The sequence below is a fragment of the Arthrobacter sp. Z1-9 genome, from assembly GCF_054792695.1.
Genome location: NZ_CP096456.1, coordinates 3,469,785 through 3,494,758 on the forward strand (window position 1 = coordinate 3,469,785; position 24,974 = coordinate 3,494,758).

General features: G+C 66.7%; 22 protein-coding genes. 7 read left to right on the top strand and 15 right to left on the bottom strand.

The features are described 5' to 3' along the window. Positions 1-87 precede the first annotated feature (87 nt). The 4 genes from M1D93_RS16100 to M1D93_RS16115 all read right to left on the bottom strand — a co-directional run bounded on the left by M1D93_RS16100 (position 88) and on the right by M1D93_RS16115 (position 6,162). Positions 88-1,074 (bottom strand): Ppx/GppA phosphatase family protein, encoded by a 987-nt coding sequence (locus tag M1D93_RS16100; RefSeq protein WP_461172472.1) that lies wholly within the window; start codon positions 1,072-1,074, stop codon positions 88-90. Positions 1,075-1,147: 73 nt separating this feature from the next. Then, entirely contained in the window at positions 1,148-1,600 is a 453-nt protein-coding gene (locus M1D93_RS16105) for an SseB family protein (protein WP_461172473.1), read from the bottom strand. A 46-nt stretch (positions 1,601-1,646) separates the two neighbouring features. Then, a complete protein-coding gene (topA, locus tag M1D93_RS16110; RefSeq protein ID WP_461172474.1) occupies positions 1,647-4,376 on the bottom strand; it encodes a type I DNA topoisomerase in 2,730 nt (909 codons plus the stop codon). 124 nt (positions 4,377-4,500) lie between these two features. Then, the gene (locus M1D93_RS16115; RefSeq protein ID WP_461172475.1) at positions 4,501-6,162 is read right to left on the bottom strand and encodes a DUF7059 domain-containing protein; all 1,662 of its coding nucleotides are present in this window, start codon (positions 6,160-6,162) and stop codon (positions 4,501-4,503) included. Positions 6,163-6,239: 77 nt separating this feature from the next. On the opposite strand from M1D93_RS16115, the gene M1D93_RS16120 reads away from it, so the two are divergent. Both M1D93_RS16120 and M1D93_RS16125 read left to right on the top strand, forming a co-directional pair. After that, positions 6,240-6,707, top strand: a complete 468-nt coding sequence (locus M1D93_RS16120) for a hypothetical protein (RefSeq protein WP_461172476.1) — start codon at positions 6,240-6,242, stop codon at positions 6,705-6,707. Between the two features lie 98 nt (positions 6,708-6,805). Beyond that, a complete protein-coding gene (locus M1D93_RS16125; RefSeq protein WP_461172477.1) occupies positions 6,806-7,309 on the top strand; it encodes a hypothetical protein in 504 nt (167 codons plus the stop codon). Positions 7,310-7,433: 124 nt separating this feature from the next. Here the strand turns inward: M1D93_RS16125 and trhO are convergent, their stop codons facing one another. Continuing rightward, positions 7,434-8,327: an oxygen-dependent tRNA uridine(34) hydroxylase TrhO gene (gene trhO / locus M1D93_RS16130; protein ID WP_461172478.1), complete on the bottom strand. Its 894-nt coding sequence runs from the start codon at positions 8,325-8,327 to the stop codon at positions 7,434-7,436. A gap of 271 nt (positions 8,328-8,598) precedes the next feature. Here trhO and M1D93_RS16135 point away from each other — a divergent pair, with 271 nt between their 5' ends. After that, positions 8,599-9,291 carry a GNAT family N-acetyltransferase gene (locus M1D93_RS16135; RefSeq protein ID WP_461172479.1) on the top strand — a complete coding sequence of 231 codons (693 nt, stop codon included), beginning with the start codon at positions 8,599-8,601 and terminating at the stop codon, positions 9,289-9,291. Between the two features lie 82 nt (positions 9,292-9,373). Continuing rightward, positions 9,374-11,749 (top strand): DEAD/DEAH box helicase, encoded by a 2,376-nt coding sequence (locus M1D93_RS16140; RefSeq protein WP_461172480.1) that lies wholly within the window; start codon positions 9,374-9,376, stop codon positions 11,747-11,749. Positions 11,750-11,821: 72 nt separating this feature from the next. On the opposite strand, the gene M1D93_RS16145 is transcribed toward M1D93_RS16140, so the two are convergent. The 7 genes from M1D93_RS16145 to ssd all read right to left on the bottom strand — a co-directional run bounded on the left by M1D93_RS16145 (position 11,822) and on the right by ssd (position 17,125). Further along, the gene (locus tag M1D93_RS16145; protein ID WP_461175043.1) at positions 11,822-12,208 is read right to left on the bottom strand and encodes an Rv3654c family TadE-like protein; all 387 of its coding nucleotides are present in this window, start codon (positions 12,206-12,208) and stop codon (positions 11,822-11,824) included. A gap of 59 nt (positions 12,209-12,267) precedes the next feature. Beyond that, positions 12,268-12,732, bottom strand: coding sequence for a TadE family type IV pilus minor pilin (locus tag M1D93_RS16150; RefSeq protein WP_461172481.1), 465 nt, complete (start codon positions 12,730-12,732; stop codon positions 12,268-12,270). 59 nt (positions 12,733-12,791) lie between these two features. Beyond that, the gene (locus tag M1D93_RS16155; protein WP_461172482.1) at positions 12,792-13,145 is read right to left on the bottom strand and encodes a DUF4244 domain-containing protein; all 354 of its coding nucleotides are present in this window, start codon (positions 13,143-13,145) and stop codon (positions 12,792-12,794) included. 173 nt (positions 13,146-13,318) lie between these two features. Next, the gene (locus tag M1D93_RS16160) at positions 13,319-13,939 is read right to left on the bottom strand and encodes a type II secretion system F family protein (protein ID WP_461172483.1); all 621 of its coding nucleotides are present in this window, start codon (positions 13,937-13,939) and stop codon (positions 13,319-13,321) included. Further along, the gene (locus M1D93_RS16165; RefSeq protein ID WP_461172484.1) at positions 13,936-14,802 is read right to left on the bottom strand and encodes a type II secretion system F family protein; all 867 of its coding nucleotides are present in this window, start codon (positions 14,800-14,802) and stop codon (positions 13,936-13,938) included. The genes M1D93_RS16160 and M1D93_RS16165 overlap by 4 nt, the downstream gene beginning before the upstream one ends. Then, complete coding sequence (locus tag M1D93_RS16170) at positions 14,799-16,064, bottom strand: TadA family conjugal transfer-associated ATPase (RefSeq protein WP_461172485.1); 1,266 nt, start codon at positions 16,062-16,064, stop codon at positions 14,799-14,801. Before M1D93_RS16170 ends, M1D93_RS16165 begins: the two co-directional genes overlap by 4 nt. Further along, on the bottom strand, positions 16,061-17,125 hold the full coding sequence (gene ssd / locus M1D93_RS16175) for a septum site-determining protein Ssd (RefSeq protein ID WP_461175044.1): 1,065 nt from the start codon (positions 17,123-17,125) through the stop codon (positions 16,061-16,063). Before ssd ends, M1D93_RS16170 begins: the two co-directional genes overlap by 4 nt. 277 nt (positions 17,126-17,402) lie before the next feature. On the opposite strand from ssd, the gene M1D93_RS16180 reads away from it, so the two are divergent. Continuing rightward, positions 17,403-19,121 carry a bifunctional 3'-5' exonuclease/DNA polymerase gene (locus tag M1D93_RS16180; RefSeq protein ID WP_461172486.1) on the top strand — a complete coding sequence of 573 codons (1,719 nt, stop codon included), beginning with the start codon at positions 17,403-17,405 and terminating at the stop codon, positions 19,119-19,121. A 175-nt stretch (positions 19,122-19,296) separates the two neighbouring features. Continuing rightward, complete coding sequence (locus M1D93_RS16185) at positions 19,297-19,488, top strand: YegP family protein (protein ID WP_461172487.1); 192 nt, start codon at positions 19,297-19,299, stop codon at positions 19,486-19,488. 51 nt (positions 19,489-19,539) lie between these two features. Here M1D93_RS16185 and M1D93_RS16190 read toward each other — a convergent pair whose 3' ends face one another. The 3 genes from M1D93_RS16190 to M1D93_RS16200 all read right to left on the bottom strand — a co-directional run bounded on the left by M1D93_RS16190 (position 19,540) and on the right by M1D93_RS16200 (position 22,454). Then, the gene (locus M1D93_RS16190; protein ID WP_461172488.1) at positions 19,540-20,217 is read right to left on the bottom strand and encodes an NUDIX hydrolase; all 678 of its coding nucleotides are present in this window, start codon (positions 20,215-20,217) and stop codon (positions 19,540-19,542) included. Further along, on the bottom strand, positions 20,214-21,008 hold the full coding sequence (nth, locus tag M1D93_RS16195) for an endonuclease III (protein WP_461175045.1): 795 nt from the start codon (positions 21,006-21,008) through the stop codon (positions 20,214-20,216). Before nth ends, M1D93_RS16190 begins: the two co-directional genes overlap by 4 nt. Before the next feature lie 63 nt (positions 21,009-21,071). Next, complete coding sequence (locus M1D93_RS16200) at positions 21,072-22,454, bottom strand: hypothetical protein (protein ID WP_461172489.1); 1,383 nt, start codon at positions 22,452-22,454, stop codon at positions 21,072-21,074. A gap of 404 nt (positions 22,455-22,858) precedes the next feature. On the opposite strand from M1D93_RS16200, the gene acs reads away from it, so the two are divergent. After that, positions 22,859-24,868, top strand: a complete 2,010-nt coding sequence (gene acs / locus M1D93_RS16205) for an acetate--CoA ligase (protein WP_461175046.1) — start codon at positions 22,859-22,861, stop codon at positions 24,866-24,868. The last annotated feature ends 106 nt before the right edge of the window (positions 24,869-24,974 follow it).

The following is a 24,974-nucleotide window of genomic DNA, read 5'->3' on the forward strand; positions in this document are numbered from 1 at the left end:
GCTTTTAAGCGGCAGGTACCTAATGCGGACGCGCGCTTTCGCTGCAGCGCCATCCCGCTTCAGAAGACTCCCCTGGGGACGACTGGATCAAACGGCCGCTTCGACGGCTGCCGGCGCTACATACGCCGCAGGCTCCAAGGGCCCCGAGAACACCAGCTGGTCGAGGCGGCGCAGGATCAGGCCTTCACGGAGCGCCCACGGGCAAATCGTAATTTTCTTGAACTTGAAGAGCTCCAAAGCCGTCTCGGCGACGAGCGCCCCGGCAAGCAGCTGGTGTGCCCTCGCCTCGGAAACGGCAGGCAGATGGAGCCGGTCCTCAGCTTTCATCGCCGAGATGCGCTGCGCCCAGACCCCCAAGTCCGAACCGCGCAGCTCGCGCTTGACGTAGGGGCCCGCCGCGCTGGGAGCGGCACCGGCGATGCGGGCGAGGGACCGGAAGGTCTTGGAGGTTCCGGCAACGACATTGGCCCTGCCCAGCCCGTCAAACTCGCGCACCGCGGGCTTGAGCGTGGCACGGATGTAGCGCCGCAGTTCCTTGACGCTCTTGGCCGAGGGCGGGTCTTCGGCCAGCCAGTCCCGGGTGAGCCTGCTGGCACCCAAGGGAACCGAAGTGGCGACCTCCGGAAGCTCGTCCTGGCCGAAGGCCATCTCGAAGGACCCGCCGCCAATGTCCAGGTTCAGGATGGGCCCGGCGCCCCAACCGTGCCAGCGCCGGACGGCGAAGAAGGTCATTGACGCTTCTTCGCTTCCGGTGAGTTCCTGAAGCGTGACGGTGGTTTCGTGCTTGACCCGGGCCAGGACTTCGGGGCCGTTGGTTGCCTCGCGGATCGCGGAGGTACAAAAAGCCAGGAGGTCCTCGGCGTTGTGCCGGGCGGCGAACTCCCAGGCCTCCAGCACGAATTCGGTGAGTTCGTGCTGGCCGGCGTCGCTGATGCTGCCGTCCGGCTCCAGGTACTGGACCAGGGACAGCGGCCGTTTGTGCGATGCAAAGGGCACCGGCCGCGCGCCGGGGTGGGCATCCACCAGGAGGAGGTGGACAGTGTTGGACCCGATATCGAGGACGCCTAGCCGCATGCTGCCATTATTGCCCGGCCAGGTCCTTCTGATCCAACCGGCACGTCATGTCGAACCGGGCACGGGCGAAAAGTCAGTTTCCGTCAGGATCGGCCGGGGCGCCGTCGGGAAGCTCGTCGGCGCGCTTGAAGTCGCGCTTGATATTGGCAACGCCTTCCGGGTTGATCTCGAAACCGTAGGCTGCACCCGGGTTGATGACCATGCCCAGCTCGTCCCCGATGTTGGCGATGATGGCCGCACCCTGGGTACCCAGGACGTTGGGCGCTGCTTCGAGGTACTGCTGGTCAACGCGGCTGGGGTGCGAGAAGACGGCTAAAACGGGGTCACCGTCGGCATTGGCCAGAACCAGCGGCTCCACCTGGGAATCCTCGCCCTCGATCCCGTCCGAGCTGATGATGTAGACCTCGCTGTTCAGGAACGAGAGGATGACGTCCACGGGGCTGGCATCAGGCTGTCCGCCCTTGGCGAGCTTCTCCTCGAGGTCGTTGAGCGGCTGGAGATCCGTGTGCGCGGGCTGTTCAGTCATAGACCTACTCGACCACGTTGTGGTGGCCCGCGCAAACGGCCTTCCGTTACTTCTTGGCGGTTGCCTTCTTCTTGGCCGGAGCCTTGCGGGCGGTGGCGGTGCGCTTGACCGGGCCCTTGGCGCGCTTCTCGGCGAGGAGCTCCACGGCCTGTTCACGCGTAAGCTCCTCCAGCGACGTGGCCCGCGGAACAGTGATGTTGGTGATGCCGTCGGTGATGTAGGGGCCGAAGCGGCCTTCCTTCACCACGATGTTTTTCTCCGACACCGGGTCAGGGCCAAACTCGGCCAGCGGCGGCACAGCTGCACGGGCACCGCGCTGCTTGGGCTGGGAGTAGATCTCCAGCGCCTGCTCCAAGGTGATGGTGAAGATTTCCTCCTCGGTGCCGATCGACCGGGAGTCGGTGCCCTTCTTCAGGTAGGGACCGAACCGGCCGTTTTGGACGGTGATGAGGTTGCCTTCGGCGTCCTCGCCGAGCACGCGGGGCAGGCTCATCAGCTGCAGCGCCTCGTCGAGGGTCACCGACTCCACAGTCATGGACTTGAAGAGTGAACCAGTGCGCGGCTTGGCCTTCACCGGCTTCTTGGGCGGCTTGGGCTTGCCGTTCTTGTAGTACTCCACCGGCTGGTTGGCGATCTGTTCCTCGGTCATCTCAGGGATGATCTCGGTGACATAGGCGCCGTAGCGGCCGTTCTTGGCAACGATGGTGTGCCCTGTGTGCGGATCCGTGCCCAGAACGCGTTCCTCCGGCGCAGCCGTTTCCATGAGCTCAATGGCCTTGGCAGCCGTCAGTTCATCCGGTGCCAGGTCTTCAGGCACGTTGGCCCGCGCTGACTCCACGATTTCCCCGGTTTTGGGATCAACGGTGGCTGCGGAGCTTTCCAGGTATGGACCAAATTTGCCGACCCGCAGCGTGATGTCGTCCGTGATGGGAATCGAGTTGATTTCCCGGGCGTCGATTTCACCGAGGTTGTTGACGATGCTAAGCAGGCCCGGATCGGAGTCTTCCCCGAAGTAGAAGTGCCGAAGCCAGGAGGCGCCAACGGCCTGGCCGTTGGCGATCTTGTCCAGGTCGCCTTCCATGTCGGCGGTGAACTCATAATCCACGTAGTCGCTGAAGTGCTGTTCCAGCAGGCGGATCACGGAGAAGGCGATCCAGCTCGGGACCAGGGCCGAGCCTTGTTTCCGGACGTAGCCGCGGTCCTGGATGGTGGAGATGGTGGAGGCGTAGGTGGACGGGCGGCCGATGCCCTTCTTCTCCAGCTCCGCCGTCAACGAAGCTTCCGTGTAACGCGGCGGGGGTGAGGTTTCGTGGCCCACCGCGATGATGTCGGAAGCAGTGAGGGCATCGCCCTTGGCCACGTTGGGAAGCCGGCGGGCTTCGTCGGAGTCGTCGTCGCCGCGGGTCTCGTCCTTGCCTTCCTCGTAGGCCGCAAGGAAGCCGGGGAAGGTGATCACGGTACCGGACGCGGAGAACTCAGCGTCCCGCCCGTCGGCGGCAACGGCACCCAGGCGGATGGTCGCCGTCGAACCCTTGGCGTCAGCCATCTGGGAGGCGACGGTCCGCTTCCAGATCAGTTCGTAGAGCCGGAATTCGTCGCCGGAGAGCTGCTTCGCCACCTGGGCCGGAGTGCGGAAGGAGTCACCGGCAGGACGGATGGCCTCGTGTGCCTCCTGCGCGTTGGCTGCCTTGCCGGTGTACACCCGCGGAGACTGCGGGATGTACTCGGGACCGTACAGCTCGGAGGCCTGGCGCCGTGCAGCGGTCACGGCTTCGTCGCTCAGCGCGGAGGAGTCCGTACGCATATAGGTGATGTAGCCGTTTTCGTACAGCCGCTGGGCCACCTGCATGGTGCTCTTGGAGGAGAAGCGGAGCTTGCGGCCCGCTTCCTGCTGCAGGGTGGAGGTGGTGAAGGGCGCAGCCGGGCGCCTGGTGTAGGGCTTGGTATCGACGGAGCGGACGCGGAAGTCCGCGTTCTGCAGCCCGGCCGACAGGGAGGTCGCCAGCTCCTCGTTAAGGTGCGCAACGTTCTTGGACGTGAGTACGCCGTCGTCGTTGAAGTCCCGGCCGCTGGCCACCTTGGCACCGTCCACGGCGGCCAGCTTGGCTTTGAAGGAACCGGCGTCGGCGCCGAACTGGCCCGTGAGGTCCCAGTAGGAGGCGGCTTTGAAGGCCATGCGTTCGCGTTCCCGGTCGACCACCATGCGGGTGACGACGGACTGCACACGGCCTGCGGACAGGCCGCGGGCCACCTTGCGCCACAGCACAGGGGAAATTTCGTAACCGTAGAGGCGGTCCAGGACACGGCGGGTTTCCTGGGCGTCCACCAGGGCCGAATCAACATCGCGCAGGTTGCCCATGGCGCGCTGGATGGCTTCCTTGGTGATTTCGCCGAAGGTCATCCGGTACACCGGGACCTTGGGCTTGAGCACTTCCAGCAGGTGCCACGCGATGGCCTCGCCCTCGCGGTCCCCATCGGTTGCGAGATAAAGTTCGTCGGCATCCTTGAGCGCAGCTTTGAGCTCGGTCACCTTTTTCTTTTTGTCCGCGGACACCACGTAGTAGGGCTTGAAGTCGTGGTCAATGTCGACGGCGAACTTGCCCACAGAGGTTTTCTTCAGTTCGGCAGGGAGTTCGGACGGCTGCGGCAGGTCGCGGATGTGACCAATGGAGGCCTCTACGATGAAGCCCTCGCCCAGATACTTGGCGATGGTCTTGCTCTTGGCCGGAGACTCCACAATCACGAGTTTCTTGCCGGTTTTGGCCTTGCTTGGCACGGTGCTCCTACAGAAAAAGGTTGCTCGGGCAGATGCGCCCATACTGGCCTAGTTCACCATATTTTGGAGAATTGTGCGCATCCATGTGGAAAAGACGGGGGTTATGCGAAAGGCTTTTCGCGCCTCAGTCCGCGGCAGGGATCAGGAAGCCGTCCCGGACCAGGTTGGCCACATCGGCAAGCAGACCGCTCCGGAACGAGCCGGCGTCGAACCCGTCCTCCCCGCTTCCTCGGACGTCCGCGCCACCGCCCAGCAGCGCCTCCAGGGCACCGGCGATCTGGCCGGCGGAGAGGTCGCCGTCGCAGGCGGAAATAAAGCCGGCGAGTTCGGTGCTGAGCAGGTTGGTCCGGCGCAGGCCGGCACCTTGGCGGAGCAGGATCACCCCGGGGTGTTCGGCGCCGGGCCGCTGGTGGCGTTCCTCGGTGACGTCGTCGGCCACCAGCAGGTGCGCGTCGCTGATATTGTTCGCTGCCAGCCAGTCCTGGCGTTCCAGGGCGGCGCCGAGGTGGGGCCCGATGGGCTGCTCGATGGGGTAGGTGATCTCTTCGAACCGGGTGACGGCGGCCTGCCCGGGAGTCAGGGGCCGGCGCAGCAGGACCATCCCGAAGCCGATTCCCGCCACGTTCCGGGAGTCAAAGTCTGCAAGGTAGGCCGCGTAGGCGTCACGGTAGTGCTGCCGGTCCCGGCCTTCGGACGCGTCGCGCAGCCACGTTTCGGCATACTCCTCCGGCCCCACCAGCTCCCGCTGGATAAACCAGGCGTCCACGCCGTCGGGCACCCAGCCTTGGGGGCGTTCCTGCCAGGCCGCCCCGGCCGGCACCTCCCAGTTACCGAGCATTTGTGCGGTGCCGCCGGCAGCCAGCACGGTGGGCAGCCCGGCCACGAGGGACGCCACGATGTCATCGCCCGGCAGCCCGCCGTCGCGGTACGTGAACTGCCCGGACGCCTCCTCCCCGGCGCTGCGCGGAGTGATAACGAAGGGCGGGTTGGAGACCACCAGGCCGAACTCCTCGCCGGCAACGGGCTCCAGGAGCGAGCCAAGGCGCAGGCTCACCCGGTCCTCCAACCGGCCCGGGTCCACCGACAGCGCCTCGGCGTTAAGCAGGATGTTGAACCGCGTAAAGGCCAGCGCCCGTTCGGAAATGTCCGTCGCCGTGACGTGCTCGCAGTGGTGCAGCAGGTGGAACGCCTGGATACCGCAGCCCGTCCCCAGGTCGAGCGCACGCCTGGTGTGGCGGCGGAACGTGGTCTGCACCAGGGTGGTGGAGGCCTGTCCGATGCCCAGGACGTGGTCGTGCCGGAGCACCCCTTCCTGCTGGTGCGCCGCGAGGTCGCTGGCCACCCACAGTTCGGCGCCGCCGCTGCCGTCCTCGTTTGCGTCCCAGCCGTACGGCCTCAGGTCAGCTTTCGCGGCCAGGAGGGAACCGCCGGGAACCGGCTCCACCAGCCCCAGCTCCTGCAGGCCCTCGGCACGAATCTGCGGCAGGGCGGCGTCGAGCGTTTCGCTGGGCTGCGGCTCGGCGAGCAGCCACAGGCGGACGACGGCGGCGAGCGCCTTGGCGCCCTCGTCCCGCTGCTCCGCGCGCTCGGCAGCCAGCATGGCCGGGATGATCTGGTCACGGTTCAGCGCGGTATAGGCCGATTCGCCCAAAAGCCCGGCGACGCCGTCGAGCGTGTAATCCACCAGGCGCAGGTCCGCGGCAAGTGCCGTGAGGAGCTCCGGGACATCGCTGCGTGGAGCTCCGGGGGTGTTGCCGGAGGTGAACTCGTATGGGGATTTAGGCACCGCTCAAGCTTAGTCGGGCGCCGCGAGCTGGAGACCGTGATGGGCGCTGGACGCGGTAGCGTGGAGGGATGCCAACAATGCCTTCCACCCTTCCGCGCGCCCGGAAGCAGCGTGCCCCGTCAGGGCTTTCCCGGCTACCGGCCAGGGCACTTGCGGGGTTGGCGGCTGCGGCCTTGGCCGGGTGCTCGCCCGTGGTCTCGATCGAGAACGCGGACGTTCCCGGGTGGCGCGCCACTGCACTGCCGGCGGCCCCTGACAGCCTGATCGAAGACGCCGGCAAGATCCTCAACCGGGACCGCCTCGTCCAGGAGGCGGGTGACGTCCCTGCCGGCCGTTACACCCTGACGGCGACGTGCGAGGGCGGAGGCAAGGCCTTCTTCGCAGTGTCATTGGACGGGGAAGCTGTGGTTGACGCCGGGGCGGCCTGCAACGGCAGCAAGGAAATTACCAGGATCACGCTGCCGCGCTCCGGGACCCTGGAAATCAGCACTTCCAGCGTGGACGCACCCTTGATCTACGCCTATCACCTGGCGCCCGCCGAATAGGTATAGCCCGCAGGGGCGCGCGGGCTTAAAGTCGGACTATGCCCAGTGTGCGGAGGTTCTCCGTGCCTTCTCCGGGGCGGACTGCCCGGGCACCGCTGATGCGGAACCCAGTGGCCGCCGTCGTCTTCGGCCTTGTGCTGTCGGCCGGTCTGGCGATCAGCGGCTGTGAATACACGTACGAGGACGGCCGGAGCTGGGGCGACACCGCCGAGACGGTAGCCCCGGCGCCGGTCTTCACACGGGATCCGTTGCAGCGCGAGCCAGTCAGCGAGGCCGAGCTTGAAGCGTGGGTTGCGCGGACCCTGCCCGACACCGGGCACCCGGTGGTCCATGCAGCCGCCGGGCTGCTGGCCGCAGGCGAGGTGCGGACCGAAACCACAGCCGTTGTGGGCACCGGCACCTACGCGCTGGCGCTCACCTGCCGGAGCCAGCGGCGGGTGACTTTTACAGTCCGGAGCGACTCACTCACCCTGGTGGACCTGGGTTTGCGGTGCGGGGTCAACCGGGAAAACGTCATCTATCTCTCCGCCGAAACTGCCTTGAGCATCACGGTGGAGTCCAGGACGGGCGCCAATTACGCCTATCGCCTCCGACGCCTGTGACGTCCCTGGCTAGCGCCGTCCCTGCTGCTGGTATCTTCAGGCCGCACAGCGGGTATCGTCAGACGGCGCAGCCGGTATCGTCAGGCGGCGCAGCCGGTATCGTCAGGCGGCGCAGCCGGTATCGTCAGGCGGCGCAGCCTTCGGGGCACCGCAGGGTTTCCGGGCTGGATGCGCACCCGGCGCAGTACAGGGTGAGGGTGCGGCAGCTGGGGTTGGAGCAGTTTTCGAACTTGCTGGTGGGGGCCGCGCAGCGGGTGCATTCTCCGATGGTTTTGGCATCCTCGCTGAACTCAAGGTGCATGCGCTTGTCGAACACGTACAGCGACCCTTCCCACAGACCCTGGTCCTTAAACGTTTCGCCGTACCGGACGATGCCGCCGTCCAACTGGTACACCTCTTTAAAGCCGCGGTTGACCATCAGGCTGGACAGGACTTCGCACCGAATGCCGCCGGTGCAGTAGGTGACGACAGGCTTGTCCTTGAGGGAGTCGTACTTGCCTGACTCAAGCTCCTTGATGAAATCGTGGGTGGTGGCAACGTCGGGCACGATGGCGTCCTTGAACCGGCCGATCTGGGCCTCAAAGGCGTTCCGGCCGTCAAAGAAGACCACCTCTTCGCCGCCCTGTTTCTTGGCGTCAACCAGTTCGTGCAGCTCTTCGGGCTTGAGGTGGGTACCCCCGCCCACGACGCCGTTGGCATCCACCTTGAGTTCGCCGGGTGCGCCGAAGGAGACAATTTCATCACGCACTTTAACGCTGAGCCGGGGGAAGTCCTCGGCGCCGCCATCGGACCATTTAACGTCGATGCCGTGGAACCCCTTGTATTCACGGGTGGTCTTAACGTACTGCTTGACGGCGCCGATCTCCCCGCCGACTGTGGCGTTGATGCCGTCCTTGGAAATCAGGATGCGGCCGGTCAGTCCCAGCTTCTCGCACAGGGCGCGCTGCCAGAGCCGCACTGCATCAGGATCCGCGATGGGGGTAAAGCCGTAAAAGAGCACAATTCGGTTCAAAGCCACGTATTTAAGGGTACCGGTTTGGATTCCGGGAGCCTGCCTGCCCGGCTCTTGCGTCCGGCAGGGGCGTCCGGCAAACCTCCGGCGGCGTCCGGCAGGGCGGCGCACCCGGCGTCCGACAAACCTCTGGCCCGGCGTCCGGCAAGGCGCCGGCCCGGCATCGGGGAAACCTCCTGCCGGGCGTCCGGCAAGGCGGGCATCACAATTGCATAAGCACAGGGCTTCAGCCTGCCTACCCCTGTTGCTTGTGACCGGGCTGGAATAGTCTCATCCCATGAGCCCGGAAACCATTGTTAACGACGTGACTGGCCTTCTCGAAGTATGGGTGGCCGGCTGGGCAGGCTGTCGCGGGTACCGGGCATCCTCGGAAGGCCGATTTCCGGCCGTGCTCCGGGCTGACACCAGCGGGGAATGGGAGTTCTTCGCGTCTGAGCCCACGGACGGGGAGTTTGCGGCATTGGCTGCGAAGACGGCGGAAGTGCCGGCAAGGGGCCTGACGATCCTGACCAACGACCTCGCCCGGTATTCGGCCCTGGCCCGCCAGCATGGGCTCAACGTCACCTCGGACTCCCAAGCCATGATGATCGTGGATATGGAAACCCAGGACTCTGAGGATCCGTGGCTTTCGGACGACGATCTGGCCCTGACAACCTCCGCGCAGGACGGGGTGCACTACGCGGTTGTCCGGTCCGGGGAGACTGTGGCTGCCAGCGGCCGCGTTTTTGTGGTGGGCGAGACCGCGGTGTTCGACAAGATCATCACCGAACCGGCCTTCCAGCGGCGTGGACTCGGCAGCTTCATCATGCGGGCACTGGCGGCGCAGGCCTTTGAACATGATGTCCACAGCGGCTTGCTCATGGCGTCTTTGGACGGCCAGAAGCTGTATTCCCACCTGGGCTGGACCACCGTCTCCCGAGTGCTGATGCTTTCGGCATCCCACGACGGGTCCGATCTTTCACTGAGCTAACCCGTGCCCCGGCCTGGCTTGCCCGGTTACCCCGAGGGCGAACCGGGCCTGCTGGTAACTCTCGGGGTGAAACAATATTTGGGTGAACCCCCATGACTCCCTGATTCCTTTGCTGGGCCGCGGCCCGGACCCGGAGCAGTTGCGTCATGTCCGCACCATCCCCGCCCGGGAAGCAGTGCATGAGCAGTGGCCCGGCTGGGTCCACCCTGATCTCGTGGCCGCCTATGGTTCGCTCGGTGTCCACGTGCCCTACCGACACCAGGTTGAAGCGGCGAACATCGCCCACCGCGGGGAGCATGTTGTAGTTGCCACCGGCACCGCCTCCGGGAAGTCGCTCGCCTATCAGTTGCCGGCGCTGGACGCCATCCACCGCTCCGAGCTGCGGGTTCTTGCGGACCCCGGAAAGATCCACGACGACGGCGCGGTCACCCTGTACCTGTCCCCCACGAAGGCCCTCGCGGCCGACCAGCTGAACGCCATCCGGGCCCTGAAACTACCCACAGTCCGGGCAGAAACCTATGACGGCGACACCGACCCGGCATCCCGGCGGTGGATCCGCGACCACGCTAACTTCATCCTGGCGAACCCGGACATGCTGCACTTCGGGATCCTTCCCAACCACGCCTGGTGGGCGGGGTTCTTTCGCCGCCTTCGCTACGTGATCATCGATGAGGCGCACAGCTACCGGGGCGTTTTCGGTTCGCACGTAGCCAACCTGATGCGCCGGCTGCGCCGGATCTGTGCGTACTACGGTGCCGGCTCGGCTTTCCCCGAGCCTGTCTTCATCGCAGCCTCAGCAACCTCGTCCGAACCCGATGTCTCCTTTGCCCGGCTCATCGGTGCACCGGTGAAGGCCGTGTCGGAGGACGGCTCACCGCATGGTGCGACGACAGTGGCGTTCTGGGAACCTGCCCTGACCGAACTCAAGGGCGAGAACGGTGCCAAGGAGCGGCGAACTGCTGTCGCGGAAACCGCGGACCTGCTGGCCAACCTGGTGTCAGCGCAGATCCGCACCATAGCCTTCATCAAGTCCCGGCGCGGGGCGGAGACCATCTCCTCCATCACCAAACGCCTTTTGGACGAGGTCGATCCAAGCCTGCCGCAACGTGTGGCGGCCTACCGTTCCGGCTATCTTCCCGAGGAACGCCGGGCAGTGGAGAAGGCGCTCCGCTCGGGCAGGCTCCTGGGTGTTTCGAGCACCTCCGCCCTGGAACTGGGCATCGATATTTCCGGGCTGGACGCTGTCCTGGTGGCCGGCTGGCCAGGAACCAGGGCCTCACTTTTCCAGCAGATCGGCCGGGCTGGCCGGGCAGGGCAGGACGCCATCGCTGCGTTTGTGGCCAGTGACGATCCGCTGGACACGTTCCTGGTGAACCATCCGGAAGCGATCTTCGACGTCTCGGTGGAAGCTACTGTCTTCGACCCCTCCAATCCGTACGTGCTGGGACCGCATCTGTGCGCGGCTGCAGCCGAACTCCCGCTGGGTGTCGGTGAACTGGACCTGTTCGGGGACACCGCGGAAATGCTGTTGGACCGTCTGGTGGCCCAAGGCTATCTTCGCCGCCGCCCTGCCGGCTGGTTCTGGACCCATTCCCAGAGCGCCGCGGCAATGGTGAATTTGAGGGCCGACGGGGGTGGCCCGGTGAGCATCGTGGATGCTGATACTGGTTCCCTGCTCGGAACGATGGACTCACCCCAGACGCATTACCAGGCGCACACCGGGGCCGTTTACGTTCACCAGGGCGACAGCTACGTGGTGGAGGATCTCAACGAGGACGACCATTGCGTGGTGGTCCGCCGCGCCAATCCCGACTACTACACCACGGCCCGGGATGTGACGCAGGTCGCGGTACTGGAAACCCAGCGCACGGCCACGTGGGGCGACGTTTCGCTTCATTTCGGCGACGTGAAGGTCACCACGCAGGTGGTCTCCTTTCAACGCAAGGCCCTGATTTCCAATGAGATCCTTGGCGAGGAACCGCTCGATCTTGGCGCCAGGGACCTGTTCACCAAGGCAGTGTGGTTCGTGGTGGATAACCGGTCCCTCACCGCCGCCGGACTGATCGAGGCCCAGTTCCCGGGCGCACTGCATGCGGCGGAACACGCAGCAATCGGCCTGCTTCCCCTGGTGGCTTCCAGCGACCGGTGGGATATCGGCGGCGTGTCCACTGCCCTGCATGCCGACACCGGGCTGCCCACCATCTTTGTGTACGACGGGCACCCCGGCGGGGCCGGCTTCGCCGAACGCGGTTTCGACAAGGCCAAGGTATGGCTGGCCGCGACGCGCGACGCCATCAAGGCCTGCGAGTGCGAATCCGGCTGCCCCTCCTGTGTCCAGTCGCCCAAATGCGGAAACAAGAACAACCCGCTGGACAAGGCGGCCGCGGTCACCCTGCTCGATGTCCTGCTCAAGGACGCCACCGAGGCCAGCGCCACGAGCGTGGACGTCCGGCGCTGACGGTCGCCTTCCGTCAGGCCAAGGGCGCGCCGACAGCCGAGGGGAAGCCGGGCGACGAGGGCAGGTTGCGGGCTATGGGGGAGGCCCTGCGCGGGCATGGCCGGTAGCTGCACCCAAGACAGTCCTTTCCGTCAGTTCGGTACGAACCTCAAGAGTGTGCCCCTCCCCCTCCGAGCAGCTGACGATGGCGGCGGCATGCCGGGCAGCTACTTCCGCAGCCACCGTGCAGGGCTCGCCGTCCCTGATGCCGCGTAGGGCGTCGGCCCCGGCGAGCGCAGCAAGATCAGCGGCCGAGGCTGCCCTGCTGGCCATCACGGCGGACTGCGCCAGGAGCAGCAGCAGCGCCATGGCGATCATCACCACCAGGGCCAGTCCCGCGGCCAGGACGGTACCGGAGCCGCGTTCCCGGCCGTCCGTGCCCTGCTCCCTGCGCGTGCGGCGGTCCTTATGCACGGGCATCTTTTTCTGCACAGCATTCCTTCCTGTGTTCGTGCAGCTTGATTGGTGCAGTTGCCCCCTCATCCGGCACCTGCCCCGGCCCTGCCCGCCTGCCGTATGTGCGGGCCTGCTGCTGCCGTTTCACTGCGGGTCGAAGCTCGGGCCGTGAGGGTCCAAGGAATCGACGCCCCCAGTGGGCCGCCTACCCGGTCGGTGACGGTTACACTCAGCCACTCCCCCTCGGCCGCGACAACCGCCGACGCTGACGCGCCCGAGAGGGTCCTGACGATCCTTTCCACCGTTGCGGGACCGTCACCGCGAGCGAGTGCCCTGGCGCCGGCTCGTGCTCCCTCCTCCAAACGCAACTGCGTCACACCGGCCGCGGCACCGGCAAGGAGCATGGCCAGCAACAGCAGGACGGCAGGCAGCGTCACAGCGAACTCTGCGGTGACTGCACCCCGGGCTCCTGCCGCTTGGATGGTGCTCCTGCTGTGCCAGCCCCCTCCTGGCCCGCAATGCCCCAACGCCCCCGAGTTCGTCCGCATGCCCCTCCTGATGCCTGGGCCGGGAGGCAGCCGGAGGAGCATCGCGTCCGGTGCACCGGTCATGGCAGTGCAAGTGCCGTGCGAATCAGATTCAGCAGGAACCCCCGTACTTCCTCGCTGCGAAGGATGAAAACCAACAGCCCGGCAAAGCCGACGGCCGCGAGAGTCGCGATGGCGTACTCAGCGGTGGCCATGCCTGCTTCCGACCCCAGCACCCGCCGGCCCACGGCCGAACGATGGCGGGGAGCAGTTACTCCGGGATAAAGCTCCACGACGTTAGGCAGCAGTGAAGCGGTGCCGGTTTGGTGGGCGTACGTCGAACGGCCGCCTGCCCAGCTTCGTTGTGTTTTCGATCGGGATGCTGCCAGTGCTGCAGTTCCGGCGGCGTAGTGGCGATCCTGGTTGATGGACATGGACTTTCCTTTCTGTGGGCCGGCGGGGTTGCCGGCTTCTTCGACTCTTCCGGGCCCGGCTGCGAGCGATAAGGCCTGCGCCGGCGTAAGTGGAAAAGCCAGGTCTGTTTCCCCGCTGTGGAGGGAAGGAGAATGGGTCTTTTCTGCCGACCGGCACCCGGTTCCGGCTCCGGCTACGATCCGGACGGCACCAGGGCAAGCAGGACGGGTACCACACCCAGGCAGATGAAGGCTGGAAGCGAACACAGCCCCAGCGGGACCACCAGCTTCACGCCCAGCGATGCTGCCCGCTTTTCAGCAGCACGAAACCTTTCGCGACGGAGCCTGGCGGCCTGGGCATAAAGAATTGCCGACGACGGCGCACCTGTCAGTGCCGCAAACCCCAAAGCGTCCCGCAGCTCCAGGATCCCGGGAAGCCGGACAGCTGAACTGCGCCACGCAGTTTCCCAGTCCGCTCCGATCGCGAGCGCCGAAACAACCGGCCGGAGGGACTCCCTGTATTGGCTGGAAGCAGACGCGGACACTAGTTCGAGGGAGCGCCCAATTCCGGACCCGGCGTCCAGCATGGCGGCCACAAGTTCGAGCATCATGGCGGTGTCCCTCAAGCCATCGGGACCGGCCCGGTTCCGGCGCCAACCATCCGTGCCCGGTGGATCTTCTCCGGACACCTCGGCACCAGCCGATGACAGGTTAATCAGCCGCTTCCGTGCACCGCCTTTGCCAGGACTCAGGAGCCACGCTGCCGCGGACATCGTGAAGAAGAGAGCAATGGCCACAACAGCAGCTTCGGTCATGGCACTCCCGCCCCGGCTGCCGCTGCCACCAGCTTTGCGGACCACACCCTGCCCGCAACGGTCAGCACCATCCCGGCAGCCAGTGCTGCGAGCCCCAGCGGAGTGCCCAGCAGTATGGCCAGCGGGTCCACACCAAGGGCGATTCCCAGGCCCAGCCCCATCAGGGGAAGCCAGGTCAACAGACTGACCGTAGCCCTGGGCCCCGCCAGGGCTGTCTGGCGGGCGGCGTCGGCGTCGTCCTCCACTTCGAGCTGCGCCGCGAACCTGGTGAGCACGTCGGCCAGAGGGCAGCCGCTTGCTTCTGCGATGTCAAAGCACGCGGCCAGTTCCGACCAAATCCGGAACTCCCTGTCGGGCCGCGGGAAGGCTGCCGGCAGTGAGCGGCGGACCGCCTCCGAAACGGGAGTCCCGGTGCTGGCAGCGGCACGGGCTGCAGCCAGCAGAACGACCGACCCTCCGCTCAGGCCGCTGGCGTTCAAGCCTCCCGCTGCTGTATGCAGCCCATCAGGGATTGATGTTGGCCGCGGGCCGGAACCTGGCCGCGAGGCAGTCGGGCCGGACGGGTTCCCCGCGCCAGCGCCGTACACAAACCACAGCTCGTCCCATAGCCGGGCAGGAGTTCGCCCGCCTTTAAGCAGTGCGGCCAGTTGCTGAACCACCAGGGTCATGGGTACAGGGGACCCTGAGATTGCCGCTTTCCTGCTGCCGGGCCTGACCCGCCGGAACAGGCGAGCCCAATGACTGGCTGCTGCTGAGGGAGCGCAGCCGCCGGCGGAGCGGCGGAGTCTCGCCGCCGCTCCCCTGGGCGGGCGAAGAATAAGTACCGCAGCCAGCATCAGGGCGGCCGCAAGGAAAACCGTCACAGGACAGCCTCCGGTTCGAGGCCAAGCCGGCTGGCAAGGGTGTGCCATGCCGGACCTGGAACGGCCGTACCCTCTGGTGCCTCCAGGGCGGACAGAACCCGCAGGCCCTCCGGGCCGTCAGCAATGATTCCAATGCAAGTCACTTCCCTGCTGCGGTTGGTCCTTTCGACATGGATCACCACGTCAAGGGCACTGGCTGCCTGAAGCTGAACCCCCTCCGGACTCAACCCGGCGAGCGCACCAAGTGCCGTGAGCCGGGCAGGAACCGCCGAAGCGGTATTTGCATGGATGGTTCCGCCCCCTCCGCTGTGGCCGGTATTCATTGCTGTCAGCAATTCGCGTACCTCGGCGCCGCGGCACTCCCCGACCACCAGCCGGTCCGGCCGCATGCGCAGGGCCTGCCGGACAAGCTCGCCCAGGTCCACCTGCCCGCCGCCTTCCAGGTTTCCGTGCCGGGATTCGAGGCAGACCACATGCGGATGGACGGGGTTTAGTTCGGATGCATCCTCAATGAGGACCAGCCGCTCCTGCGGGGCGCAGAGTCCCAGCAAGGTGGACAGCAACGTGGTCTTGCCGGAACCGGTGGCCCCACTGATCAGAAAGCTCAGCCTGAGTTCCAGCACCTTCTCCAGGACTTCCCTGATAAGGGGGCCGAACATGCCGGCGCCCTGCAACTCGTCCAGGGTGAAGACCCGCTCACGGCGGATTCGAATGCTGAGCAACGTTCCTGTGGTGGACACCGGCGGCAGCACGGCATGGACGCGGTAGCCGCCCTGCAGCCGCACATCCACGCAGGGCGAACCGTCGTCCAGGCGGCGCCCTCCGGCCGCCACCAGCCTGCAGGCAAGCGCCCGTAACTGGGTCTCGTCGGTGAAAGCCGCAGGGACGCGTTCAATGCCCCGGCCGCGGTCCAGCCAGACGGAATCCGGGGCATTGACGAAGATGTCCGTCACTGCGGGATCCCGGGTGAGCTCCTGCAGGGGACCCAGCCCGTTCAGCTCCGCGCTGATCCGCTCCACCGCCGCGAGTGACCCCGCCGTACCCAGCAGCTTGCCGGTGGCCTGCACCGCAGCCGCCACGCGGGAGGGAGTGACCGCCCCGGCCTCCGCCATCATGGATTCCCGGACCGATTCCAGCAGTCCCGAGTCCACCGGAAGGCGGGCATCCCGGCGCGGGTCACGGCGCTGGTTTTCGATGTTCCGGGCCCGCCGCCGCAGGCCGTCCACCGGCCCCGCTGCCTCCGGGGAAGGCTGCTGTTTCATCCGAGCTCGCCTGCCGGCAGGTCGTCCCCCAGGGAATCGAGCACGGAGGCAGCAAAATGCCTCACGCTCCGCCGCCTGCCGAGGTCCAGGAGGCGGCCGGACTCCATGGCCGCACTGACACCGCGGAGGTCAGGAACACGGCCCTGCACGGTAAGCCCGATGGCCTCGGCAAGGAGGGGGCCATCCAGTGCCGCCCCTGGCCTGCCCCGCAACAGAAGCGCAGCTTCAATGGGTGGAAACTCCTGTAGCAGGCGCACGGCTGCGACCGCAGCCTTCAGCTGCGCCGGCACCACCATCATGATGCGGTCGCAGTCCCACGCATAAGCCTGCAACGGACCGGCGCCCCGGCCAATGTCCACGACCACCAACTCATACCCCCGGCGCGCGGCATCCAGCACCCCCGTGGTGGTTGCCGCTGCTACCTGAACGGGTTGTTCCCGGCTGGCGGGCCAGGACAGGAAGGAGAATCCCGCCGCGACAGGCAGCGAATCGGAGAGCTGGCCGGGATCGATGCTGCCGCGGGCTTCAGAAAGATCGGGCCAGCGGAGGCCCGGGCTCTCTTCTGCAGCGATGGCCAGTTCCAGCCCGCCGCCCCAGGGGTCACCGTCAACAAGCAGTACCCGGGCTCCCAGACCGGCGGCCGCCTGCGCTATCCAGATAGCGGCCGTGGTGGCTCCGGCCCCGCCGCATCCGCCGGTGATGCCCAGGATGAGTCCGCCAGGGCCCGGGGACCGGGAGCGGCTGAGGTGGTCGGCGAGCCAGGCTGCGGCATCCGGCAGCACGGCCACCCTCTCCGCGCCGAGGGCCGCCGCCAGGTGCCACAGGCTGTCACCTTCACCATCCAGCCCCACCAGGACGGCTGGTGCCCGCCGCCGGGGCGGCAGTTCACGGATGTCACTCCCCACCAGAACTGCCGCTGCGCCGTCCCAGTACCGGCCGCCCTCAAGCGCATCGGCCACCACGCGAAGGTGGGCTCCGGCTGCGGCGACAATACGCTCCACTTCGGCCTGCAGGAAGGCGGAGGAGGTCACCAGGAGCACCTCTTCCGCGCCATCCGGCAGCCAGGAGTCTCCGCTCCCTCCCGGATTGGCGCCGTAAGCCGCTCCGCCCGGGGGTCCCGGCGGGAGTTCACCAGCACCCCGCCGGGACGGCGGCGCGGACCGGCCGGGATCGGAGTGGGAGGGGGTCAGCTGGTGCCTGCTCATGGAGCCACTGTGCGCCATGGTTCAGAAGGGCTGAAGGGAACAGGACTGTATGTGGACAACGCCCGTTCCAACCGCCCTGTGCAGGAAGAGTGGTCCGGAATAAGAGCCGTCAAAGACAAGGCAGAATTGGACCATGTACTTCCTGCTTGCCGCCCACCCCCAGGGCGCGGTCCTGCAGGAACTCACACAGGCCGGCCACCCCCATCCGTCCAACCCCGAACCCCGGCCTGTCAGCGCAACCGAACTGGCCGCCGTCGTACGCGCTCTGGAACGCCGGCCGCAGGGCGAGCCGCCACCACGCTGGATCTGGCACCGGACCCAGGACTGGTACCCGTCCCTGCTGGCTGCCGGGGTGGAACTGGACCGGTGCTACGACCTGGGTCTGTGCGGAAGCATCCTGGCCCACTCGCAGTTCACCGCCCACAGTGACTATGCGCTGAACTCGGACAAGGCAACGCCTGATGACCCGCAGCAGCCGCCCCGGGTCCTGCAGCCGCCTCCGCCGCCCCCTGAACAGGACGCACTTTTCGACGATCCGGAAACCGGCCTCGCGCCGCGGCACACCCTGGAGGACCTCCGGGAGGAATACGCCGCGCAACAGGTGGCCCTGGCATCCGTCAGCCTTGAGGAGAACCGGCGCAACCGGCTGCAGCTTCTTCTGGCCGCAGAATCGGCCAGCGCAATGATCGCCGCCGAAATGCAGCACGCCGGGGTCCCCTGGCGGGAGGACCTGCACGAGGAGATCCTGGCCGATTACCTCGGCCCACGCCCACCCATGGGCCACCGGCCGGCAAAACTTGAGTCGTTGAACCTGGAGCTGCGCGGCCTCCTGAATGCGCCCACACTGAATCCGGATTCCCCGCAGGACCTGATGCGGGCCCTGCATCGAAACGGAATCGAGGTAAAAAGCACCCGGCAGTGGGAGCTGAAGGAATCGCAGCACCCCGCCATCGCCCCGCTCCTGGCCTACAAAAAGCTTTCGCGCCTTCACGCAGCCAATGGCTGGGCCTGGCTTGATGCGTGGGTGGCCGGCGGCCGGTTCCGCCCTGAATATGTGGTGGGCGGAGTCGTTTCAGGCCGCTGGGCCTCCAGGGGCGGCGGCGCCCTGCAAATTCCGCGCCAGATCCGCGGCGCCGTCCACGCCGACCCCGGGTACAAACTGATCGTCGCGGACGCTTCGCAGCTCGAGCCCCGTGTCCTGGTGGCGCTCGCCAAGGACTCCACCATGGCTGAGGCGGCCCGGGACAAGGACCTTTACGCGGGCATTGCCGCCAAGGGGTTCGGCGGCGATCGGGCAAAAGCGAAAATGGCGCTGCTGGGGGCCATGTACGGAGCCACCTCAGGTGAGGCAGGGCGGCTCATGCCACAGCTCGCCAGGACCTATCCCCGGGCCGTGGACTTCGTGGAACGTGCCGCCCGCGCCGGCGAGTCCGGCGGAACGGTCACCACACGGCTGGGCCGCAGCAGCCCGCCGCCGTCGGACGGTTGGCTTCAGAGCCAGCGCTCGTCGTCGGCGGAGGAGCAGCGCCGGGCGGAATCGATCGCCCGTTCCAGGGGGCGCTTTACCCGCAACTTCGTGGTGCAGGGCTCGGCGGCGGACTGGGCTGCGTGCTGGCTTGCGGAATTACGACGGCGGCTGCGGACGTTGGGCGGGGAGGGTTCGGGCCGGGCGGAACTGGTTTTCTTCCTCCACGACGAGGTGATGGTCCACGCGCCGGAGCACCTGGTGGATGTCGGCATCAAGGCGATCGAGGACGCCGCCAGCGCCGCCAAGGAACTGCTGTTCGGGCCGATCCCCGTGGAGTTTCCGGTGAGTGTGGCCGTGGTTGATTCCTATGACCACGCAAAGTAGGACCTCCTGCGGCGGGCGTCCCCAGAGCCTTGCACCGCGACATTTTGTCGAGAAATGTAACCTACCCGGCAGTAGCTCGCAGGGGCACGGTGACGCGGGTTACAGTCTTGTGGTGACTGAAACAGATCGGTCCACAGGTTGATGCAACGACGCACACCAAGGGGAGGTCCGGCATATGGCGGGCAGGTTTGAAATACATCGGGTAGGGGACGAATCGTACCGGCTTCGGCTGACGGACGCGGACGGCAACATCGTTGCCGTCTCACCAAACTTCAAGTCCCTCAACACATTAGTGGAGGGCATTAACGCAATGCGGGAAAATGCAGCAACCGGCATCGTGGTGGATCTCCGCCACCAGCAGGCGTAACACGCGCCCGGACGAAGGACGACCGGCACCGCGAGACCAGGCAAGCAGCAGTCAGACACCCATCGGATGGACCCGGCTCCGGTCCCAGGGCACAGCCCAGCCGAGCTGTTCAAAAAGTCCATTCAGGACAATTCCCGTGAACCCCCAGACCACCACGCCGTTAACGGTGAAAGCCGGGCTGTCGAAAGTACGCCCGGCGCGGTGGACCGTGGCCATGACCCTGTTGTCCGGGTCCAGCAGGTCCCGGACAGGGATCCGGAACACCTGGGCCGATTCAGCGTAATCCACCACCCTGATGGGCGATGGCGAGCGCCACCACCCGAGCACGGGGGTGACAAGGAAATTGCTGTGCGCCAGGCCCAGCTCCTGCAGGGTGCCAAGGACCTCAACACCGTCCGCGTCCAGGCCTGTTTCTTCCTCCGCTTCACGTAACGCTGCCTGGACCGGCGTTTCCCGGGCATCAATGCTGCCGCCCGGAAACGCCACCTGCCCGGGGTGGGATCCCAGGGTGTGGGCGCGCTCCAACAGCAGGACATCAAGGTCTGCCGGTGCCAGCGGTTTGCCGGAAACGGCCGGAACGTCATCCAGCGCACCGAACAGCATCAGGACCGCAGCCTTCCGCGCACGTTGCGCATCCACGGTGAGGGCTGCCCAGAGCGGGTCAGGGGAGGCAGCGGAGCCGGACTCCGCCCTGCGCGCTAACCCGATCAGGTCCTCGCGGGCGCTCACGGTGTCCTCTTTTGGGATGCCATCCTGATTTCGGCTGCCCTGTGCGTTTCCGCCAGCAGTTGTGCGAGCAGGGCTTCGTTGCCTGGCGCGAGTTCGTACTTCAGCAGCTTGGCTGCCTTGACGGGATCCGTCTCGCCTAAACCGTAGCTGGGGCACCAGTTCGCGACGGGGCAGGCCCCGCACGCCGGTTTCCGGGAGTGGCACACCCGCCGCCCGTGGAACACCACCCGGTGGGACAACATGGTCCAGTCCCGCTTGTCGAAAAGCTCGGCGACGTCATACTCGATCTGGACCGGGTCCTCGGACTGGGTCCAGCCGAACCGGCGGGCGAGGCGGCCAAAGTGCGTGTCCACCGTAATGCCGGGGATTCCGAAGGCGTTGCCAAGCACCACGTTAGCGGTCTTCCGGCCCACGCCCGGCAGCGTCACCAGGTCCTCCAGACGCCCGGGCACCACGCCGTTGTACTCGTCCACCAGCCTGGTACACAGGGCGATGAGGCTCCGGGTCTTCGCCCGGAAGAACCCGGTGGGCTTGATGATGTCCTCGATCGCCGCAGGATCCGCCTCGGCCATGGAGCGCGGGTCCGGATAGGCGGCGAACAGCAGCGGACTGATCTGGTTAACGGTCACGTCGGTGGTCTGCGCTGACAGAACCGTGGCCACCAGCAGTTCAAAAGGGTTGCGGAAATCAAGCTCCGCGTGGGCGTAGGGGTACTTCTCGGCCAAAGCCCTGTTGATGCGCCTCGCCCGCCGCTTCAGCCCCAGCATGGACTCCGGTGACACCACGGGCATGCCTGCAGCTTGGCCGGCGGGAGCCACTCCGCCGGCCTTGGAAGCCCGGGGCGGGGCCATGGGCTAGCCGCGCTCGATATTGCTCAGGTCCCGCAGCACGCCTAGCCGTCCGTCGGTGTGCTGGACCAGGAACTCATGCCCGCGATCCTCGAGGGCAAGAACCCAGCCGCCCGGTTCAATGACGAACGCAGGTGCCCCGGTACGGGGATCGAAGGCGGTCCGGTGCTGGGCCACGGCAAACCAGAAAGCCTCATGGATGGGCTGTTCCTCTGATTCCTCCGGCCGGCTCGCCGGATCCACTGTGGCCCCGATCGGCTCCTGGGCACGGACCTGCTGGTGCACGGCCGTGGCGGCGGGCGGCTCCCACGTGCCCTGGGCCGAAGCCCCCTCGGGGACGCCGGTGTCGTGATGCAGCGCAGCCGAGGAACCACTGGCTCCGGCACCCCTCACCGGCACCTCCCCGGCCTGTGTCTCTTCCGCGGCGGGCGCCGGGGCGGGGCGTACGACGTCGGCTGCCTGGGTGGGCGGGCCGGCGTCACCTTCCGGAGCGCGGTCGGAAACTTCGGGGGCGGTGGAGACGGGACCGCCCGCAGCGGGCCCGCCGGCCGCAGTAACGCCGGCGGTTGGGACAGCAGCAGTGGCGGGTGAATGGGGCGCGGCTGCCGAGGGAACCGCGGCTGCCGCCGGCGCCTGGTGCGAGGCTCCGGGCTGAACCGCCGAGGACCCGGCCCCGGCGCCGCCGAACAGCTTGCCGCCGGCAGCGCCCAGCAGCTTCCCCGCCCCGGACTTGGGGGCGGAAGCGGACTCTGCCTGGCGATCGTCTGCCTTGCCGGACTCGGCCTTCGGCGGTATGGGCGCCCGCGGCTTCTGTACTGGAACGGCAGCTTCCCGGGCCACCACATGCGCCGGGGCTTCCACGCGGCCCTGGAAATCCGGAGAGATGTACGGAAGGAACCGGCCAAGGACGGTCACGGCGAACAGCACTACTGCGCCGATGAGGCCCGCCAGAAGGCTGGGAACGTAGGCTCCCGCCACAGAGAGGAAGAAGAAGGCGACAGCCAACGAGGCCACCACGGAGGCGAACTGGTCGATGGACAGCGAACCAATCCGGATCTTTGTGCCCGGCGCCAGCCTCCGCGCAGCGAAGAGTGCGCTCACGGCCAACGGCAGGACGATGCCCAGTCCCAGGAAGAAAAGGTTGTTCAGGTTCCAGAGGTTGTAGCGCCCGCCGAACATCGGGAGCAGCGAAGCGACGAACAGGATGAGGGTAGCCGCAAACACGGACAGGTCCCGGATGGTGAATGGACCGAGCACGGCCTCGTGGGCGTTCGCGCCCTTGGCTGAGGTCGTATCCTGCCGGGCTTCCCCGGCCGTCGGAGCGGTGGTGCCCCCGGAGCCTGCCTCCGTGTCCGGGCCGGTTTTCTGGCCGAAGCTCTGCTGGTTCATTCTGTTCTCCTTAGCGTGGCGGCACGGGGGCTGTGGCCCGAAACCGTGCCGTCTGACAGCGGTTCCGGCCCGTCCCGGGCTCTTGCCGAGCCCGGGAAGGACGGTCCGCCGTGAAGTCACAATCCCATCTCAGCCTAGTCAACAGCCTGACTGATCACTAGCTGGGCACGTCGCCTTACGGCCACCGCGGGCCTCGCCTGCAGCCATTCATCGCTTAATAAATGCCGTTCGCGGGCTCGTCTGTGACACCGCACACATGCGCCGGCCGGCACGCATTAGTCTTGATTCCGGAACAGCTCTTTGCGGAAGACCGTGACCAGCCGGTGCCCGACGTCGTGCAGGCGGCGGAGCCCGGCCGGGAGCGGATCCCCGCGCAGCAAAGATCGATGAATGATGAGGTTCACATGTCCCAGGACACTTCAAGCTCCACCTCCGCTGCCCCCTCAGGCTCGGGGCACGGCGGCCAGCAGGGCGATGCCTTTGAAAACCTGCTGCACGAGACCAGGGCGTTTCCACCGTCGCCCGAATTCGCCGCTGACGCCGTTGTCACCGCCGGGGAGTATGAAGAGGCCGACGCCGACCGTCCCGCATTCTGGGCCCGGCAGGCCCGTGAGCTGCTGACCTGGAGCAAGGACTTTGACCAGGCGCTGGACTGGTCGAACCCGCCGTTCGCGAAATGGTTCGTGGGCGGGGAAGTCAATGCCGCCTACAACGCCCTGGACCGGCATGTTGAGAACGGACGCGGCGACCGGGTAGCCATCTACTTCGAGGGCGAACCCGGCGACACCCGTACCTATACCTACGCCCAGCTGACTGAAGAGGTGAAGAAGGCCGCCAACGCCTTCGAATCCCTCGGCGTCGTCAAGGGCGACCGCGTTGCCGTGTACCTGCCGATGATCCCCGAAGCCGTCATCACCCTGCTCGCCTGCGCCCGCATCGGCGCCGTGCACTCCGTGGTGTTCGGCGGCTTCTCCGCCGACGCGCTGCGATCCCGCATCGAGGACGCCGAAGCCAAACTCGTGGTAACCGCTGACGGCACCTACCGCCGCGGCAAGCCCAGCGCCCTCAAAACAGCCGTTGACGAAGCCCTTGCCAACGACGGCCACACCGTCCAGAACGTGGTGGTGGTCAAGCGCAACGGCCAGGACGTGGACTGGCACGAGGGCCGGGACCACTGGTGGGCCGACACCGTGGACGCCGCCTCCACCGAGCACACCGCGGTGGGCCACGATTCCGAGCACCCGCTGTTCATCCTCTACACCTCCGGCACCACCGGCAGGCCCAAGGGCATCCTGCACACCACCGGCGGGTACCTCACCCAGACCGCCTACACGCACAAGGCAGTGTTCGACCTGCACCCGGAAACGGACGTGTACTGGTGCACGGCCGACGTCGGCTGGGTCACCGGCCACTCCTACGTCACCTACGCCCCGCTCATCAACGGCGCCACGCAGGTGATGTACGAAGGCACCCCGGACTCCCCGCACCAGGGCCGCTGGTGGGAGATCATCGAAAAGTACAAGGTGTCCATCCTCTACACCGCCCCCACCGCCATCCGGACGTTTATGAAGTGGGGCCGGGAAATCCCGGACAAGTACGACCTGTCCTCCCTCCGCGTCCTCGGCTCGGTGGGCGAACCCATCAACCCCGAGGCCTGGATGTGGTACCGGAAGGTCATCGGCGGGGACCGGACCCCCATCGTGGACACCTGGTGGCAGACCGAAACCGGCGCGCAGATGATCGCCCCGCTCCCAGGCGTCACCGCCACCAAGCCGGGCTCGGCTCAGGTCCCGCTGCCCGGCATCGCCGTGGACGTGGTGGACGAGATGGGCGAATCCGTGCCCGACGGCCACGGCGGGTTCCTGGTGATCCGCGAACCGTGGCCGGCCATGCTGCGCGGCATCTGGGGCGACCCGGAACGGTTCAAGGACACCTACTGGTCCCGCTTTGAAAACATGTACTTTGCCGGGGACGGGGCCAAGAAGGACGAGGACGGCGACATCTGGCTCCTGGGCCGGGTGGATGACGTGATGAACGTGTCCGGGCACCGGCTCTCCACCACCGAAATCGAATCCGCCCTGGTATCCCACCCCGCGGTGGCGGAGGCCGCCGTCGTGGGTGCAGCTGACGAGACCACCGGCCAGGCCGTCGTCGCGTTCGTGATCCTGCGCGGCGACGCCGTGGATTCCGGCGATGACATTGTCCAGGAACTCCGGAACCACGTGGGCAAGGAGATCGGCCCCATCGCCAAACCGAAGAACATCCTGGTGGTCCCCGAGCTGCCGAAGACCCGCTCGGGCAAGATCATGCGCCGCCTGCTCAAGGACGTCGCAGAAGGCCGCGACCCCGGCGACGCCACCACCCTGTCCGACCCCACGATCATGCAGCAGATCGCACAGTCGCTGAGAAAATAAAAGAAAGGCGGGCAGCCGGGAGGCCACCTACGAGGCACACGCCACGAGGCGTTCCCGGCCCTGCCTGCGAGAAAGCTGACGGGTGGGAGTTATCCGGAAGCGTGCG

Bases quoted from the DNA above. Each gene is read 5' to 3' on its own strand.
- M1D93_RS16100 (WP_461172472.1), bottom strand. From the start codon at position 1,074: ATGCGGCTAGGCGTCCTCGATATCGGGTCCAACACTGTCCACCTCCTC.
- M1D93_RS16105 (WP_461172473.1), bottom strand. From the start codon at position 1,600: ATGACTGAACAGCCCGCGCACACGGATCTCCAGCCGCTCAACGACCTC.
- M1D93_RS16120 (WP_461172476.1), top strand. From the start codon at position 6,240: ATGCCTTCCACCCTTCCGCGCGCCCGGAAGCAGCGTGCCCCGTCAGGG.
- M1D93_RS16125 (WP_461172477.1), top strand. From the start codon at position 6,806: ATGCGGAACCCAGTGGCCGCCGTCGTCTTCGGCCTTGTGCTGTCGGCC.
- M1D93_RS16135 (WP_461172479.1), top strand. From the start codon at position 8,599: ATGAGCCCGGAAACCATTGTTAACGACGTGACTGGCCTTCTCGAAGTA.
- M1D93_RS16145 (WP_461175043.1), bottom strand. From the start codon at position 12,208: ATGCCCGTGCATAAGGACCGCCGCACGCGCAGGGAGCAGGGCACGGAC.
- M1D93_RS16150 (WP_461172481.1), bottom strand. From the start codon at position 12,732: ATGCGGACGAACTCGGGGGCGTTGGGGCATTGCGGGCCAGGAGGGGGC.
- M1D93_RS16155 (WP_461172482.1), bottom strand. From the start codon at position 13,145: ATGTCCATCAACCAGGATCGCCACTACGCCGCCGGAACTGCAGCACTG.
- M1D93_RS16160 (WP_461172483.1), bottom strand. From the start codon at position 13,939: ATGACCGAAGCTGCTGTTGTGGCCATTGCTCTCTTCTTCACGATGTCC.
- M1D93_RS16170 (WP_461172485.1), bottom strand. From the start codon at position 16,064: ATGAAACAGCAGCCTTCCCCGGAGGCAGCGGGGCCGGTGGACGGCCTG.
- M1D93_RS16180 (WP_461172486.1), top strand. From the start codon at position 17,403: ATGTACTTCCTGCTTGCCGCCCACCCCCAGGGCGCGGTCCTGCAGGAA.
- M1D93_RS16185 (WP_461172487.1), top strand. From the start codon at position 19,297: ATGGCGGGCAGGTTTGAAATACATCGGGTAGGGGACGAATCGTACCGG.
- nth (WP_461175045.1), bottom strand. From the start codon at position 21,008: ATGCCCGTGGTGTCACCGGAGTCCATGCTGGGGCTGAAGCGGCGGGCG.
- M1D93_RS16200 (WP_461172489.1), bottom strand. From the start codon at position 22,454: ATGAACCAGCAGAGCTTCGGCCAGAAAACCGGCCCGGACACGGAGGCA.
- acs (WP_461175046.1), top strand. From the start codon at position 22,859: ATGTCCCAGGACACTTCAAGCTCCACCTCCGCTGCCCCCTCAGGCTCG.